Origin of the sequence: Escherichia sp. E4385, assembly GCF_963883145.1 — a bacterium.
Classification (GTDB): domain Bacteria; phylum Pseudomonadota; class Gammaproteobacteria; order Enterobacterales; family Enterobacteriaceae; genus Escherichia.
Map to the genome: position 1 here is coordinate 169,735 of NZ_CAWOOJ010000009.1, position 17,529 is coordinate 187,263.

Annotated in this window: 12 protein-coding genes and 1 pseudogene; 9 read left to right on the plus strand and 4 right to left on the minus strand. The window is 52.7% G+C overall.

Annotated features, from left to right (window positions below):
* Positions 1-205 precede the first annotated feature (205 nt).
* On the plus strand, positions 206-829 hold the full coding sequence (gene nfeR / locus AACS80_RS08850; protein WP_000018001.1) for a DNA-binding transcriptional regulator NfeR: 624 nt from the start codon (positions 206-208) through the stop codon (positions 827-829).
* A gap of 119 nt (positions 830-948) precedes the next feature.
* On the opposite strand, the gene aer is transcribed toward nfeR, so the two are convergent.
* A complete protein-coding gene (aer, locus tag AACS80_RS08855; protein WP_135410478.1) occupies positions 949-2,469 on the minus strand; it encodes an aerotaxis sensor receptor Aer in 1,521 nt (506 codons plus the stop codon).
* Positions 2,470-2,886: 417 nt separating this feature from the next.
* On the opposite strand from aer, the gene ygjG reads away from it, so the two are divergent.
* Positions 2,887-4,266 (plus strand): putrescine aminotransferase, encoded by a 1,380-nt coding sequence (ygjG, locus tag AACS80_RS08860; protein ID WP_130210422.1) that lies wholly within the window; start codon positions 2,887-2,889, stop codon positions 4,264-4,266.
* Positions 4,267-4,307: 41 nt separating this feature from the next.
* Here ygjG and AACS80_RS08865 read toward each other — a convergent pair whose 3' ends face one another.
* Complete coding sequence (locus AACS80_RS08865) at positions 4,308-4,640, minus strand: tRNA-binding protein (protein WP_000450588.1); 333 nt, start codon at positions 4,638-4,640, stop codon at positions 4,308-4,310.
* Positions 4,641-4,858: 218 nt separating this feature from the next.
* Here AACS80_RS08865 and ebgR point away from each other — a divergent pair, with 218 nt between their 5' ends.
* From ebgR to fadH, 7 genes are all read left to right on the plus strand, one after another.
* On the plus strand, positions 4,859-5,842 hold the full coding sequence (ebgR, locus tag AACS80_RS08870) for a transcriptional regulator EbgR (RefSeq protein WP_130210420.1): 984 nt from the start codon (positions 4,859-4,861) through the stop codon (positions 5,840-5,842).
* 183 nt (positions 5,843-6,025) lie between these two features.
* Complete coding sequence (ebgA, locus tag AACS80_RS08875; RefSeq protein ID WP_135410479.1) at positions 6,026-9,118, plus strand: beta-galactosidase subunit alpha; 3,093 nt, start codon at positions 6,026-6,028, stop codon at positions 9,116-9,118.
* Positions 9,115-9,564, plus strand: coding sequence for a beta-galactosidase subunit beta (locus tag AACS80_RS08880; RefSeq protein ID WP_001219954.1), 450 nt, complete (start codon positions 9,115-9,117; stop codon positions 9,562-9,564). The genes ebgA and AACS80_RS08880 overlap by 4 nt, the downstream gene beginning before the upstream one ends.
* 62 nt (positions 9,565-9,626) lie before the next feature.
* Positions 9,627-11,060 (plus strand): amino acid permease, encoded by a 1,434-nt coding sequence (locus tag AACS80_RS08885; protein WP_138183749.1) that lies wholly within the window; start codon positions 9,627-9,629, stop codon positions 11,058-11,060.
* Positions 11,061-11,193: 133 nt separating this feature from the next.
* Positions 11,194-12,264: a protein YgjJ gene (gene ygjJ, locus AACS80_RS08890; protein ID WP_135407911.1), complete on the plus strand. Its 1,071-nt coding sequence runs from the start codon at positions 11,194-11,196 to the stop codon at positions 12,262-12,264.
* A 16-nt stretch (positions 12,265-12,280) separates the two neighbouring features.
* Positions 12,281-14,632, plus strand: a complete 2,352-nt coding sequence (ygjK, locus tag AACS80_RS08895) for an alpha-glucosidase (protein ID WP_135410480.1) — start codon at positions 12,281-12,283, stop codon at positions 14,630-14,632.
* Positions 14,633-14,857: 225 nt separating this feature from the next.
* Positions 14,858-16,876, plus strand: a complete 2,019-nt coding sequence (gene fadH, locus AACS80_RS08900; RefSeq protein ID WP_138183750.1) for an NADPH-dependent 2,4-dienoyl-CoA reductase — start codon at positions 14,858-14,860, stop codon at positions 16,874-16,876.
* Positions 16,877-16,986: 110 nt separating this feature from the next.
* Here the strand turns inward: fadH and higA are convergent, their stop codons facing one another.
* Together higA and AACS80_RS08910 are read right to left on the minus strand one after the other, a co-directional pair.
* Positions 16,987-17,403: a type II toxin-antitoxin system antitoxin HigA gene (higA, locus tag AACS80_RS08905; protein WP_130210410.1), complete on the minus strand. Its 417-nt coding sequence runs from the start codon at positions 17,401-17,403 to the stop codon at positions 16,987-16,989.
* Positions 17,400-17,480, minus strand: a pseudogene (locus AACS80_RS08910) (type II toxin-antitoxin system toxin HigB); the annotation flags it as partial. The gene higA and the pseudogene AACS80_RS08910, both read right to left, overlap by 4 nt.
* Positions 17,481-17,529 lie beyond the last annotated feature (49 nt).

Genomic DNA, 17,529 nt, shown 5'->3' on the forward strand with positions numbered 1-17,529 from the left:
GATAAATGCAAGCGATTTGTAGAACTGATATATCTGAAGTATGTGAAGGCATTCAGCGCCATAGCAAGGCTGCCGGATGCGGCGTGAACGCCTTATCCGGCCGACATGTTGAGTACATCTGCGTTCAAAAATCATTTTTACACTTGCAAGAACTCTCATATTAGATATAAATTAGATATATCTAATTAAGCAAAAGGAGGCTGATATGAGCCATCATCACGAAGGGTGTTGTAAACATGAAGGCCAGCCACGCCATGAAGGCTGCTGCAAAGGTGAGAAGTCAGAACACGAGCACTGCGGACACGGTCACCAGCATGAACACGGTCAATGCTGCGGGGGGCGCCACGGTCGCGGCGGCGGTCGTCGGCAACGTTTCTTTGGTCACGGTGAGTTGCGTCTGGTGATTCTGGATATTCTCTCGCGCGATGACAGCCACGGTTACGAGTTGATTAAAGCGATTGAGAATCTGACCCAGGGGAATTACACCCCAAGCCCAGGCGTCATCTACCCGACGCTGGATTTTCTGCAGGAGCAGTCACTGATTACCATCCGCGAAGAGGAAGGTGGTAAGAAGCAGATTGCGTTGACCGAACAAGGCGCGCAGTGGCTGGAAGAAAACCGCGAACAGGTGGAGATGATTGAAGAACGCATCAAAGCACGTTGCGTTGGTGCGGCGCTGCGCCAGAACCCGCAAATGAAGCGAGCGCTGGATAATTTTAAAGCGGTGCTGGATTTACGCATCAATCAGAGCGACATCAGCGACGCGCAGATAAAAAAGATCATTGCGGTGATCGACCGCGCCGCGTTTGATATTACGCAACTGGATTAATCACCGATTGCCGGATGCGGCATAAACGCCTTATCCAGCCTACGCGCCCCGTTGGCCTGATAAGATGTGCCAGCATCGCATCAGGCATCGTGCTCCAACCGCCGGATGCGGCATACCGATTAATGCAGCACCGTCACCGCGTCTTCCAGTCGGCTGGCGCGGTGTTTCACCATCGCCGACACCTGCGCACTCTCTTCCACCAACTCGGCGTTTTTCTGCGTGATCAGGTTAAGCTCATCCACCGCACGGGTCAGGCTGGAAAGCCCATCGGCCTGTTCCAGCGTTGAATGGCTAATTTGGGCGATCAACTGCGTGACGTTTTTTACCTGCGCCACAATATCATCCATCGTCCGTCCGGCGGCGTGTACCTGCTGCGAACCGGATTGCACCTTATCAGCACTGGCATCAATCAGCTTGCGGATATCGTTGGCAGCATTGGCGCTGCGGCTGGCTAAATGACGCACTTCCCCTGCCACCACTGCAAAACCTTTGCCCTGTTCTCCGGCACGCGCCGCTTCCACCGCCGCATTCAGGGCGAGAATATTGGTCTGAAACGCAATATCGTTAATCAGCGAAGTAATGGTGCCAATGCGCTGGGTACTGTCGGCGATATCGTCCATCGTCTTGATCACCGTGGTCATCGCCTCCCCGCCCTGCACAGCCGCATTACTGGCGGTGATAGAAAGTTTATCGGCAGCCGATGCTGTGGCTGAGTTCTGTTTCACCGACGCCGCCATCTGGTTCATGGTCGCTACAGTTTGCTGGACATTATCTACCGTCTGCTGAGTATGCTCGTTCAGTTCATCAGTGCCTTTTGCCAGCGCCTCACTACCGTTTCTGACGCTGGAAACCTGGCTTGAGACATCATTAATCAACCAGCGACACATCAGGCCAAGCTGCCCTACCGCGCGTAATGTCAGCCCCAGCTCATCGCTGCGATTCAAATGCTCAACACTATTACGTTCTCCGGTAGCCACCTTCAGTGCCTGGCTGGCGACATTTTCTATCGGGCGTACAATTTGCCTTTCAAAACAGGCACTTCCAAACAACATCACTAACGCACAGAGGAAATACGTCACCACCGGGGCAGCAACAAACCAAAGCATGGCCGCCAGCACGATAAACATCAGTGTCATCACTCCACGCACTCGCCAGCGAAGCGGTAATGACGGCAGTTTTCCCAACCAACCGTTACGTACCACCAGCCCTTTATGCATACGTTTATTGGTACGTCCAGCGTTCAGCGCCTTATACAGCGGCTCTACCGCCGCGATCTCTTCATCCGTCGCCCGGGAGCGAATCGACATATAGCCACTGATTTTACCCTCGCGCACCATCGGTACCGCATTCGCACGTACCCAATAATGGTCGCCATTTTTGCGGCGATTTTTCACGATACCGCTCCAGGGTTCCCCTTTTTTCAGGGTGTACCACATATCAGCAAACGCCGCTTTTGGCATATCCGGGTGACGCACCATCTTGTGCGGCTGGCCCTGTAACTCCTGCAAGGTATAGCCGCTTACTTGTACAAAAGAATCATTGGCGTGGGTGATATAGCTTTGCAGATCGGTAGTGGACATCAGGGTAGTATCGTCAGCCAGCGGGGTATTTTGCTGGGTGACATACGGATGAGAAGACATAATCGCGTCCTGTGCAGGTTATATGGTTGTTAACTTCTTGTCGGAGGTTATGTCGGCCCCGGCGCGGTTATCTTTAGCACTTTAATTTGATTTAGATCGCAATTTGCGATCTAAGCACAAGCTCTAATCCATTGATTTAAAATACTTTCACTCTGTTATTATCCGAAGCCGTTAATTATCTTGCCCAAAAATCAGGCATTTATTGCCCTGAAAGAGTGCATTTGCGCAGCGATAGCAAAATTCCTCCCCGATAAAATCGTGCAAAATAACGACAACAGTTAACGTTTAGCATTAAATGTTATACAAATGATAATACGATTTGTGTTTATCCCGATTTTCGCGATCGCAGCCGGAGTGGCGCAATCCCTGCAATACTTAAATCGGTATCATGTGATACGCGAGCCTCCGGAGCATATTTTGAACAGGTTACCTTCGAGCGCATCGGCTTTAGCGTGCAGCGCCCACGCCCTGAATCTCATTGAGAAGCGAACGCTGGATCATGAGGAGATGAAAGCACTTAACCGAGAAGTGATTGAATACTTCAAAGAGCATGTCAATCCGGGGTTTTTAGAGTATCGCAAATCTGTTACCGCCGGCGGGGATTACGGAGCCGTAGAGTGGCAAGCGGGAGGTTTAAATACGCTTGTCGACACCCAGGGACAGGAGTTTATCGACTGCCTGGGAGGTTTTGGAATTTTCAACGTGGGGCACCGTAATCCAGTTGTGGTTTCCGCCGTACAGAATCAACTTGCGAAACAACCGCTGCACAGCCAGGAGCTGCTCGATCCGTTACGGGCGATGCTGGCGAAAACTCTCGCTGCGCTAACGCCCGGTAAACTGAAATACAGCTTCTTCTGTAATAGCGGCACCGAGTCCGTGGAAGCGGCGCTGAAGCTGGCGAAGGCTTATCAGTCGCCGCGCGGCAAATTTACTTTTATTGCCACCAGCGGCGCGTTCCACGGTAAATCACTTGGCGCGCTGTCGGCCACGGCGAAATCGACCTTCCGCAAGCCGTTTATGCCACTGCTGCCAGGGTTCCGTCATGTGCCGTTTGGCAATATCGAAGCCATGCGCACGGCTCTTAACGAGTGCAAAAAAACCGGTGATGATGTGGCTGCGGTGATCCTCGAACCGATTCAGGGCGAAGGTGGCGTAATTCTGCCGCCGCCAGGCTATCTCACCGCCGTGCGTAAGCTGTGCGATGAGTTCGGCGCACTGATGATCCTCGATGAAGTACAAACGGGCATGGGGCGCACGGGCAAAATGTTTGCCTGCGAGCATGAGAACGTACAGCCGGACATCCTGTGTCTGGCAAAAGCCCTCGGCGGCGGCGTGATGCCGATTGGCGCAACCATCGCTACTGAAGAGGTGTTCTCTGTCCTGTTCGACAACCCGTTCCTGCATACCACCACCTTTGGCGGCAACCCGCTGGCCTGTGCGGCGGCGCTGGCGACCATCAATGTGTTGCTGGAGCAGAACTTACCGGCTCAGGCTGAACAAAAAGGCGATATGTTGCTGGACGGTTTCCGTCAACTGGCGCGGGAATATCCCGATCTGGTGCAGGAAGCGCGTGGTAAAGGGATGTTGATGGCGATTGAGTTTGTTGATAACGAAATCGGCTATAACTTTGCCAGCGAGATGTTCCGCCAGCGCGTACTGGTGGCCGGAACGCTCAATAACGCCAAAACGATCCGCATTGAACCGCCACTGACACTGACCATTGAACAGTGTGAACTGGTGATCAAAGCGGCGCGTAAGGCGCTGGCGGCCATGCGAGTAAGTGTCGAAGAAGTGTAATATCAAATCGGATGGCGATACGACGTCGCCATCCGATCTATTTATACGATACGTACGCCCGCAGGCATCATCCGCTCCGGCGTTAACAGCACGCTTTCACTGCCGTCATCGGTTTCCGCACACAACAGCATGCATTCCGACGTTTCACCGCGCATTTTCGCTTTTTGCAGATTGCATAAGACCACCACCGTTTTCCCCATCAGCTCTTCTTCGCTGTAGTACGGCACCAGGCTGGTCACGGTTTGCAGCGTTTTTTCACCCACATCAACCTGTACGATGTACAGCTTGTCGGCGTTTTCATGGCGTTTCACTTCCACAATCTTTCCGACGCGCATTTCCAGACGTGCAAAATCAGCGTAAGCCACGGTTTCCATTGCTTCCTCCCTTCGAGTAAAATTTTACTAAACTATAGCAAAAGTTTTTCTCAATCCTGTAGGCTAAAAATGGAGAATGCAGGCGTGATCACATTCGTAAGCCGCTGTGTTACCGTTACAGCGTCAAAGAAACGCGCTTTATTTACTGAAAACAGGTGACCCGATAAGCACTTCCTCTACAATGGGGGCGCACATCAGGGAAAGTAAAAAAGGTAAACATGGCAACACTAAAAGACATCGCAATCGAAGCTGGCGTATCCCTGGCGACAGTATCCAGGGTCTTAAATGACGATCCGACATTGAATGTGAAAGAAGAGACGAAACATCGCATTCTCGAGATCGCCGAAAAGCTGGAGTACAAGACCAGTAGTGCCCGTAAACTCCAGACAGGTGCAGTCAACCAACACCATATTCTGGCTATCTACAGCTACCAGCAGGAGCTGGAGATCAACGATCCTTACTATCTGGCGATCCGCCACGGCATTGAAACCCAGTGCGAAAAGCTGGCGATCGAACTGACCAATTGTTATGAACACAGCGGCTTACCAGACATTAAAAACGTCACCGGTATTTTAATTGTCGGCAAACCCACGCCCGCCCTGCGCGCCGCTGCCAGCGCGTTGACCGACAATATCTGTTTTATCGACTTTCACGAACCCGGCAGTAATTACGATGCTGTAGATATCGATCTGGCACGCATCAGTAAAGAAATCATCGACTTCTATATCGATCAGGGCGTTAATCGCATTGGTTTTATTGGCGGCGAGGACTTGCCTGGCAAGGCGGATATTCGTGAGGTCGCCTTTGCGGAATATGGCCGACTGAAACAAGTGGTACGCGAAGAGGATATCTGGCGCGGCGGTTTTTCCAGTTCGTCGGGCTATGAACTGGCAAAACAGATGCTGGCGCGGGAAGACTATCCGAAGGCACTGTTTGTTGCTTCCGATTCCATTGCTATCGGCGTACTGCGGGCAATTCATGAACGTGGTCTGAACATCCCACAGGATATTTCGCTTATCAGCGTGAACGACATCCCCACCGCGCGATTTACCTTTCCGCCGCTCTCCACCGTGCGCATCCATTCCGAAATGATGGGAAGCCAGGGCGTTAACCTGGTGTATGAAAAAGCCCGCGATGGTCGCGCGCTGCCGCTATTAGTCTTCGTTCCCAGCAAATTAAAACTGCGCGGCACGACCCGTTAAATCCCCTTGCACACTGTCCGGCAATCGTTTTTGCCGGACAGTGCTGCCGTTTATTTTCGTGATCCAGTTAAAGTAAATGCATTTACTCGCTACATTTTAGTAAAAATTTTACTAAACTCCCCAGCAATTACACAAACTACCATCACCATGAATGGTTCCGATTTCTCTCTACCGGGAGGCCCTATGAATCGCTGGGAAAACATTCAGCTCACCCACGAAAACCGACTTGCTCCGCGTGCGTACTTTTTTTCATATGACTCTGTTGCGCAGGCGCGTACTTTTGCCCGTGAAACCAGCAGCCTGTTTCTGCCCTTAAGCGGTCAGTGGAATTTCCACTTTTTTGACCATCCGCTGCAAGTGCCAGAAGCCTTCACCTCTGAGTTAATGGCTGACTGGGGGCATATTACCGTCCCCGCCATGTGGCAAATGGAAGGTCACGGCAAACTGCAATATACCGACGAAGGTTTTCCGTTCCCCATCGATGTGCCGTTTGTCCCCAGCGATAACCCAACCGGTGCCTATCAACGTATTTTCACCCTCAGCGACGGCTGGCAGGGTAAACAGACCCTGATTAAATTTGACGGCGTCGAAACCTATTTTGAAGTCTACGTTAACGGTCAGTATGTGGGGTTCAGCAAGGGCAGTCGCCTGACCGCAGAGTTTGACATCAGCGCGATGGTTAAAACCGGCGACAACCTGTTGTGTGTGCGCGTGATGCAGTGGGCGGACTCTACCTACGTGGAAGACCAGGATATGTGGTGGTCGGCGGGGATTTTCCGCGATGTTTATCTGGTCGGTAAACAACTCACGCATATTAACGATTTCACCGTTCGTACCGACTTTGACGAAGCCTATTGCGATGCCACACTTTCCTGCGAAGTGGTGCTGGAAAATCTCGCCGTCTCCCCTGTCGTCACGACGCTGGAATATACCCTGTTCGACGGCGAACGCGTGGTGCACAGCAGCGCCATTGATCATCTGGCAATTGAAAAACTGACCAGCGCCCGCTTTGCTTTTACTGTCGAACAGCCGCAGCAATGGTCAGCAGAATCCCCTTATCTTTACCATCTGGTCATGACGCTGAAAGACGCCGACGGCAACGTTCTGGAAGTGGTGCCACAACGCGTTGGCTTCCGTGATATCAAAGTGCGCGACGGTCTGTTCTGGATCAATAACCGTTATGTGATGCTGCACGGCGTCAACCGCCACGACAATGATCATCGCAAAGGCCGCGCCGTTGGGATGGATCGCGTCGAGAAAGATCTCCAGTTGATGAAGCAGCACAACATCAATTCCGTGCGTACCGCTCACTACCCCAACGATCCGCGTTTTTACGAACTGTGTGATATCTACGGCCTGTTTGTGATGGCGGAAACCGATGTCGAATCGCACGGCTTTGCTAATGTCGGCGATATCAGCCGCATTACCGACGATCCGCAGTGGGAAAAAGTCTACGTCGAGCGCATTGTTCGCCATATTCACGCGCAGAAAAACCATCCGTCGATCATCATCTGGTCGCTGGGCAATGAATCCGGCTACGGCTGTAACATCCGCGCGATGTACCACGCAGCGAAGGCGCTGGATGACACGCGACTGGTGCACTACGAGGAAGATCGCGATGCTGAAGTGGTCGATATTATTTCCACCATGTACACCCGCGTGCCGCTGATGAATGAGTTTGGTGAATACCCGCATCCGAAGCCGCGCATCATCTGTGAATATGCTCATGCAATGGGGAACGGACCGGGCGGGCTGACGGAGTACCAGAACGTTTTCTATAAGCACGATTGCATTCAGGGCCATTATGTCTGGGAATGGTGCGACCACGGGCTCCAGGCGCAGGATGACAACGGCAATGTCTGGTATAAATTCGGCGGCGACTACGGCGACTATCCCAACAACTATAACTTCTGTCTTGATGGTTTGATCTATTCCGATCAGACGCCGGGACCGGGCCTGAAAGAGTACAAACAGGTTATTGCGCCGGTAAAAATCCACGCGCTGGATCTGACTCGCGGCGAGCTGAAAGTCGAAAATAAACTGTGGTTTACCACGCTTGATGACTACACCCTGCACGCAGAGGTGCGCGCCGAAGGTGAAACGCTCGCGACGCAGCAGATTAAACTGCGCGACGTTGCGCCGAACAGCGAAGCCCCCTTACAGATCACGCTGCCGCAGCTGGACGCCCGCGAAGCGTTTCTCAACATTACGGTGACCAAAGATTCCCGCACCCGCTACAGCGAAGCCGGACACCCTATCGCCACGTATCAGTTCCCGCTGAAGGAAAACACCGCGCAGCCAGTGCCTTTCGCGCCGAATAATGCGCGTCCGCTGACGCTGGAAGACGATCGTTTGAGCTGCACCGTTCGCGGCTACAACTTCGCGATCACCTTCTCAAAAATGAGTGGCAAACCGACATCCTGGCAGGTGAATGGCGAATCGCTGCTGACCCGCGAGCCAAAGATCAACTTCTTCAAGCCAATGATCGACAACCACAAGCAGGAATACGAAGGGCTGTGGCAGCCGAATCATTTGCAGATCATGCAGGAACATCTGCGCGACTTTGCCGTAGAACAGAGCGATAGCGAGGTGTTGATCATCAGCCGCACGGTTATAGCCCCGCCGGTGTTTGACTTCGGAATGCGCTGCACCTACATCTGGCGCATCGCTGCCGATGGCCAGGTTAACGTGGCGCTTTCCGGCGAGCGTTACGGCGACTATCCGCACATCATTCCGTGCATCGGTTTCACCATGGGAATTAACGGCGAATACGACCAGGTGACGTATTACGGTCGTGGACCGGGCGAAAACTACGCCGACAGCCAGCAGGCTAACATCATCGATATCTGGCGCAGCAACGTCGATGCCATGTTCGAGAACTATCCCTTCCCGCAGAACAACGGCAACCGTCAGCATGTCCGCTGGACAGCACTGACTAACCGCCACGGCAACGGTCTGCTGGTGGTTCCGCAGCGCCCAATTAACTTCAGCGCCTGGCACTATACCCAGGAAAACATCCACGCTGCCCAGCACTGTAACGAGCTGCAGCGCAGTGATGACATCACCCTGAATCTCGACCACCAGCTGCTTGGCCTAGGCTCTAACTCCTGGGGCAGCGAGGTACTGGACTCCTGGCGCGTCTGGTTCCGTGACTTCAGCTACGGCTTTACGTTGCTGCCGGTTTCTGGCGGAGAAGCTACCGCGCAAAGCCTGGCGTCGTATGAGTTCGGCGCAGGATTCTTTTCCACGAATTTGCACAGCGAGAATAAGCAATGAGGATCATCGATAACTTAGAACAGTTCCGCCAGATTTACGCCTCTGGCAAGAAGTGGCAACGCTGCGTTGAAGCGATTGAAAATATCGACAACATTCAGCCTGGCGTCGCCCACTCCATCGGTGACTCATTGACTTACCGCGTGGAGACAGACTCCGCGACCGATGCACTATTTACCGGGCATCGTCGCTATTTTGAAGTGCATTACTACCTGCAAGGGCAGCAAAAAATTGAATATGCGCCGAAAGAGACGTTACAGGTAGTGGAATATTATCGCGATGAAACTGACCGTGAATATTTAAAAGGCTGCGGAGAAACCGTAGAGGTCCACGAAGGGCAAATCGTTATTTGCGATATCCATGAAGCATATCGGTTTATCTGCAATAACGCGGTCAAAAAAGTGGTTCTCAAAGTCACCATCGAAGATGGTTATTTCCATAACAAATAACAATTACGGCGGCAAAAGGAGTTTGCCACCACCTCTACCCTACTCATTTTCGGAGATGTGTTATGTCTGATACCAAACGTAATACAATCGGCAAATTCGGCTTGCTCTCGCTGACTTTTGCCGCCGTTTACAGCTTTAATAACGTTATCAATAATAATATTGAGCTTGGACTGGCCTCGGCACCGATGTTTTTCCTTGCGACGATTTTTTATTTTATTCCCTTCTGCTTGATCATCGCAGAATTTGTTTCGTTAAATAAAAACTCAGAAGCTGGTGTCTACGCATGGGTAAAAAGTTCGCTGGGCGGACGTTGGGCATTTATTACTGCCTATACCTACTGGTTCGTAAATCTGTTCTTTTTCACCTCGCTGTTGCCGCGCGTTATTGCTTATGCTTCGTATGCCTTCCTCGGCTACGAATATATTATGACGCCGGTTGCCACCACTATTATTAGTATGGTGCTGTTCGCCTTCTCCACCTGGGTTTCTACCAACGGGGCGAAAATGCTGGGGCCAATTACTTCCGTCACTTCAACGCTGATGCTGCTGTTAACGCTCTCCTACATTTTACTGGCAGGTACGGCACTGGTTGGCGGCGTACAGCCTGCCGATCCGATCACCGTTGACGCGATGATCCCGAACTTCAACTGGGCGTTCCTCGGCGTTACCACCTGGATCTTTATGGCCGCAGGTGGCGCGGAGTCCGTCGCGGTGTACGTTAACGACGTCAAAGGCGGTTCGAAATCGTTCGTTAAAGTGATCATCCTCGCCGGGATTTTTATCGGCGTACTGTATTCCGTCTCCTCAGTGCTGATTAACGTCTTCGTCAGCAGCAAAGAGTTGAAATTTACCGGTGGATCGGTGCAGGTATTCCACGGCATGGCGGCGTATTTTGGTCTGCCGGAAGCGCTGATGAATCGCTTTGTCGGTCTGGTGTCCTTTACCGCGATGTTCGGCTCCCTGCTGATGTGGACCGCAACACCGGTGAAAATTTTCTTCTCCGAAATCCCGGAAGGCATCTTTGGTAAGAAAACCGTCGAACTTAACGAAAACGGCGTTCCGGCGCGCGCGGCGTGGATCCAGTTCCTGATCGTCATCCCGCTGATGATTATCCCGATGCTCGGTTCCAATACCGTGCAGGATCTGATGAATACCATTATTAATATGACTGCCGCAGCGTCCATGCTTCCGCCGTTATTCATCATGCTGGCTTACCTGAATTTACGCGCCAAATTAGATCACCTGCCACGCGATTTCCGTATGGGCTCCCGCCGCACCGGTATTATCATTGTTTCAATGCTGATTGCGATATTTACCGTAGGGTTTGTCGCTTCGACATTCCCGACTGGCGCGAATATTCTGACCATCATTTTTTATAACGTCGGCGGTATTGTTATCTTCCTCGGATTTGCGTGGTGGAAATACAGTAAATATATAAAGGGATTAACGGCTGATGAGCGCCATATTGAAGCGACGCCAGCCAGCAATGTTGATTAAGCAGACTAATAAAAAATGAGCAGGCATTTTCCCTCTTCCTGGATGGGGAGAGGGAAAATAGTTTCTGCCTTTCTATTTTTATAATTACAACGATAAAAGGCTGTACTTTTTCTTTAGCTCATGGATTAACACAATGAAATTAATCACTGCACCATGCAGAGCATTACTTGCTCTGCCGTTTTGCTATGCCTTTTCTGCGATGGGCGAAGAAGTACGTCCGGCAGAACATGACGACACAAAAACACCCGCAATTACCTCAACATCTTCTCCTTCATTTCGTTTTTACGGCGAATTAGGGGTTGGTGGATATATGGATTTAGAGGGTGAGAATAAACATAAATACAGCGACGGTACCTATATTGAAGGTGGTCTGGAGATGAAGTACGGCTCCTGGTTCGGCCTGATTTACGGCGAAGGCTGGACCGTGCAGGCCGACCACGACGGTAATGCCTGGGTGCCTGACCATAGCTGGGGCGGTTTCGAAGGTGGGATTAACCGTTTCTATGGCGGTTATCGTACCAATGATGGCACCGAAATCATGCTCAGTCTGCGTCAGGATTCCTCGCTGGATGACCTGCAATGGTGGGGCGATTTCACGCCCGATCTGGGCTACGTCATTCCCAATACCCGCGACATTATGACCGCGCTGAAGGTGCAGAATTTAACCGGCAACTTTCGTTATAGCGTCACCGCCACACCTGCCGGACATCATGACGAAAGCAAAGCCTGGCTACATTTTGGCAAATACGATCGCTACGACGACAAATACACCTATCCGGCAATGATGAACGGTTACATCCAGTATGACCTTGCCGAAGGCATCACCTGGATGAACGGTCTGGAAATCACCGACGGCACCGGACAACTCTATCTGACGGGCCTGCTTACCCCTAACTTTGCCGCTCGCGCCTGGCACCATACCGGACGCGCCGACGGGCTGGACGTACCGGGAAGTGAGAGCGGGATGATGGTGAGCGCCATGTATGAAGCGTTAAAGGGCGTTTATCTCTCCACCGCTTACACCTACGCCAAACATCGCCCTGACCACGCTGATGATGAAACCACCTCTTTCATGCAGTTTGGTATCTGGTACGAATACGGCGGCGGACGTTTCGCAACGGCTTTTGATAGCCGCTTCTACATGAAAAATGCCTCTCACGATCCCAGCGACCAAATCTTCCTGATGCAATATTTCTACTGGTAATAAGGACAGTAATCTCATGAAAATCAAAACTATTTTAACACCAGTAGCCTGTGCCCTGCTGATGAGTTTTTCCGCCCATGCCGCCAACGCCAACAATTATAAAAACGTGATTAACCGTACCGGCGCGCCGCAGTACATGAAGGATTACGATTACGACGACCACCAGCGTTTTAATCCGTTTTTCGATCTCGGAGCCTGGCATGGTCACTTGTTGCCAGACGGCCCGAACACCATGGGCGGTTTTCCGGGCGTAGCGCTGCTGACGGAAGAATACATCAACTTTATGGCCAGCAATTTCGACCGCCTGACCGTCTGGCAGGACGGCAAGAAAGTCGACTTCACGCTGGAGGCATACAGTATTCCCGGCGCGCTGGTGCAAAAACTGACAGCAAAAGATGTGCAGGTCGAAATGACTCTGCGCTTCGCCACGCCGCGCACGTCACTACTGGAAACTAAAATCATCAGCAATAAACCGCTGGATCTGGTGTGGGACGGCGAACTGCTGGAAAAACTGGAAGCGAAAGAAGGGAAACCGCTTTCCGATAAAACCATTGCTGGCGAGTACCCTGACTATCAGCGCAAAATCAGCGCCACCCGTGATGGCCTGAAAGTCACCTTTGGCAAAGTGCGCGCCACCTGGGATCTGCTGACCTCCGGCGAATCGGAATATCAGGTGCATAAATCCCTGCCGGTGCAGACTGAAATCAACGGTAATCGCTTTACCAGTAAGGCACATATCAACGGTTCGACCACGCTCTATACCACCTATTCCCATCTGCTGACCGCCCAGGAAGTTAGCAAAGAGCAAATGCAGATCCGCGATATTCTGGCGCGTCCGGCGTTTTATCTCACCGCCTCGCAGCAACGCTGGGAAGAGTACCTGAAGAAAGGGTTAACCAATCCGGATGCGACGCCGGAACAGACGCGCGTCGCGGTGAAAGCAATCGAAACGCTCAACGGTAACTGGCGTTCGCCTGGCGGGGCGGTGAAATTTAACACCGTCACGCCGTCGGTGACCGGGCGCTGGTTCTCCGGCAATCAGACCTGGCCGTGGGATACCTGGAAGCAGGCGTTTGCGATGGCGCATTTCAATCCGGACATCGCCAAAGAGAATATCCGCGCGGTCTTCTCCTGGCAGATCCAGCCCGGCGACACCGTGCGTCCACAGGATGTGGGCTTTGTCCCCGACCTGATAGCGTGGAACCTTAGCCCCGAGCGTGGCGGCGATGGTGGCAACTGGAACGAACGTAACACCAAACCCAGCCTTGCCGCCTGGTCGGTGATGGAAGTGTATAACGTCACCCAGGATAAAACCTGGCTGGCAGAGATGTACCCGAAACTGGTGGCCTATCACGACTGGTGGTTACGTAACCGCGATCATAACGGCAACGGCGTGCCGGAATATGGCGCGACCCGCGACAAAGCCCACAACACTGAGAATGGCGAGATGCTGTTTACGGTGAAAAAAGGTGACAAAGAAGAGACGCAGTCTGGGCTGAACAACTACGCCCACGTGGTGGAGAAAGGCCAGTACGACAGTCTGGAAATTCCGGCACAGGTTGCTGCGTCGTGGGAATCGGGCCGTGATGATGCCGCCGTCTTTGGTTTTATCGACAAAGAACAGCTGGATAAATATGTCGCTAATGGCGGCAAACGTAGCGACTGGACGGTGAAATTCGCCGAAAACCGCAGTCAGGACGGAACGTTGCTGGGCTACTCGCTATTGCAGGAGTCGGTGGATCAGGCCAGCTATATGTACAGCGATAATCATTATCTGGCGGAGATGGCAACCATCCTCGGTAAGTCGGAAGAGGCTAAGCACTATCGCCAGTTGGCACAGCAGCTCGCGGACTACATCAACACCTGTATGTTCGACCCGACTACGCAGTTTTACTATGACGTGCGTATTGAAGATAAACCGCTGGCGAACGGCTGCGCGGGCAAACCGATTGTCGAACGCGGTAAAGGACCGGAAGGCTGGTCACCGCTGTTTAACGGTGCGGCAACGCAGGCCAACGCCGACGCGGTGGTGAAGGTGATGCTCGATCCTAAAGAGTTCAACACCTTTGTCCCACTGGGAACGGCGGCGTTAACCAACCCGGCTTTTGGCGCGGATATCTACTGGCGCGGGCGCGTATGGGTGGATCAGTTCTGGTTTGGTCTGAAAGGGATGGAGCGTTACGGTTATCGCGATGATGCCCTGAAACTGGCGGATACGTTCTTCCGGCACGCCAAAGGGTTAACCGCCGACGGTCCGATTCAGGAAAATTACAACCCGCTCACTGGCGCGCAGCAAGGCGCACCAAATTTCTCCTGGAGTGCCGCGCATTTGTATATGTTGTATAACGATTTTTTCCGTAAGCAGTAATTTGCAACGGCTGGCGGATGCGGCGTAAACGCCTTATCCGCCCTACATGTGCGTTCCCCCAGGCCGGATAAAACGCGGCAAGCGTTGCATCCGACGTTACCACCGGGCGTATTCTTTTTGAATCCCATCACAAACCCCGCATTCCCCTTTTCCCTTTTCCCCGACGACGGCTAAATTAGAACTCATCCGACCACATAACAATTATTTTACATACTGGACAATTTTATGAGCTACCCGTCGCTGTTCGCCCCGCTTGATTTAGGTTTTACCACGTTAAAAAACCGCGTGCTGATGGGCTCAATGCACACCGGGCTGGAGGAATATCCAGACGGTGCCGAGCGGCTGGCGGCGTTTTATGCTGAACGCGCCCGTCACGGCGTGGCGTTGATTGTCAGCGGCGGTATCGCACCAGATTTAACAGGCGTTGGCATGGAAGGTGGCGCAATGCTCAACGACGCCAGCCAGATCCCACACCATCGCACCATTACCGAAGCCGTACATCAGGAAGGCGGCAAAATCGCCCTACAAATTTTGCATACCGGACGCTACAGCTACCAGCCGCATCTGGTAGCGCCCTCCGCGTTGCAGGCCCCCATCAACCGTTTCGTTCCTCATGAACTCACCCATGAAGAGATCCTGCAACTGATCGACGATTTCGCCCGCTGCGCGCAACTGGCGCGGGAGGCCGGATACGATGGCGTAGAGGTGATGGGTTCCGAAGGCTATTTGATCAACGAATTTCTGACACTGCGCACCAATCAGCGTAGTGACCAGTGGGGCGGCGATTACCGCAACCGGATGCGATTTGCCGTAGAAGTAGTGCGTGCGGTGCGCGAACGCGTTGGCAACGACTTCATTATTATCTACCGGCTGTCGATGCTCGACCTGGTCGAAGGCGGTGGGACTTTTGCAGAAACGGTAGAGCTGGCGCAGGCCATTGAAGCGGCGGGCGCGACCATTATCAACACCGGCATTGGCTGGCATGAAGCGCGTATTCCGACCATCGCCACGCCCGTGCCGCGCGGTGCCTTTAGCTGGGTCACGCGCAAACTGAAAGGCCACGTTTCGCTGCCGCTGGTGACCACCAACCGGATTAACGATCCGCAGGTTGCCGACGACATTCTCTCGCGCGGTGATGCCGATATGGTGTCGATGGCGCGACCGTTTCTCGCTGATGCGGAGCTGCTATCAAAAGCGCAATCGGGACGAGCCGATGAGATCAACACCTGTATTGGCTGCAATCAGGCCTGTCTCGATCAGATCTTCGTTGGCAAAGTCACCTCGTGCCTGGTGAATCCTCGCGCCTGCCACGAAACCAAAATGCCAATCCTTCCCGCCATGCAGAAAAAAAATCTGGCGGTAGTCGGTGCAGGTCCGGCAGGGCTGGCGTTTGCCATTAACGCGGCGGCGCGTGATCATCAGGTAACGTTGTTTGACGCTCACAGCGAGATCGGCGGGCAATTTAATATCGCCAAACAGATCCCCGGCAAAGAGGAGTTTTACGAAACGCTGCGCTATTACCGCCGCATGATCGAAGTGACGGGCGTGACGCTAAAACTCAATCACACCGTGACGGCGGATCAGTTACAGCCGTTCGATGAAACGATCCTCGCTAGCGGGATCGTACCGCGAATTCCGCCCATTGACGGGATCAATCACCCGAAGGTGTTGAGTTATCTCGATGTACTGCGCGACAAAGCGCCGGTGGGCAACAAAGTTGCCATCATCGGTTGTGGTGGGATTGGTTTTGATACGGCGATGTATTTAAGTCAGCCGGGCGAATCCACCAGCCAGAATATCGCCGAGTTCTGTAATGAGTGGGGGATCGACAGTAGCCTGCAACAGGCCGGAGGTTTGAGTCCGCAAGGCATGCAGATCCCTCGTAGCCCACGGCAAATTGTGATGCTCCAGCGCAAAGCCAGCAAACCAGGACAAGGATTGGGCAAAACTACGGGCTGGATCCATCGCACCACCCTGCTCTCGCGCGGCGTGAAAATGATCCCTGGCGTAAGTTATCAGAAGATCGACGATGACGGGCTGCATGTGGTGATAAATGGCGAAACGCAGGTGTTAGCAGTGGATCATGTGGTGATCTGCGCAGGGCAAGAGCCAAACCGCGCGCTGGCGCAACCGCTGATTGATAGCGGGAAAACTGTGCATTTAATCGGCGGCTGCGATGTGGCTATGGAGCTGGACGCGCGACGGGCGATCGCGCAGGGGACACGGCTGGCGCTGGAGATTTAAATCGTGCATTGAAGTGCCGGATGCGACGCTTGCCGCGTCTTATCCGGCCTGGGGGTAATGTGCTGAACGTAGGCCGGATAAGGCGTTTACGCCACATCCGGCAGGCCGCGTTAATCAATAAACAATGCAGGGGAAATGCCGAATCGCGTTGCCAGTTTTTTAGCGTGTTCCAGCGTTAATTTTCTCTTTCCGTTCAAAACGCGTGACACCATCGATTTACTGCCAATTTCCGGCAGATCAGAAAGGGTTAAACCGTATTGATCCATCAGTGTACGAATCACAGCAACACCGCCAGGCATGGCTTGAGCCATGGCATTAAATTCAGCAAATTCGGGCGCTGATTCTTCCCACGCGGTTATTTTGGCACACACCAGAGCCAGCAAGGGGTTTTCAGGATCGTTGAGCAGCAGATGATCGACCAGTTCCAGCGCCTGGGCGTATTGTTCTTCGTTCTGGATACCCGCCAGAAAAGGTGCCACAGCGGTTAGCTTTTCTCCTGCTTGCAAGATGTCGGCAATCGCAATCATTTTTTCCCCTTAGTACGATGAACGGCGGTAAAGAAATCGTATTCTTTGTGCGTCATAACTTCACGTATGTAGCATAAACGTTGAACAACGCTAAACAAGAGAATGCAGAGGATGTGACTGGGATTT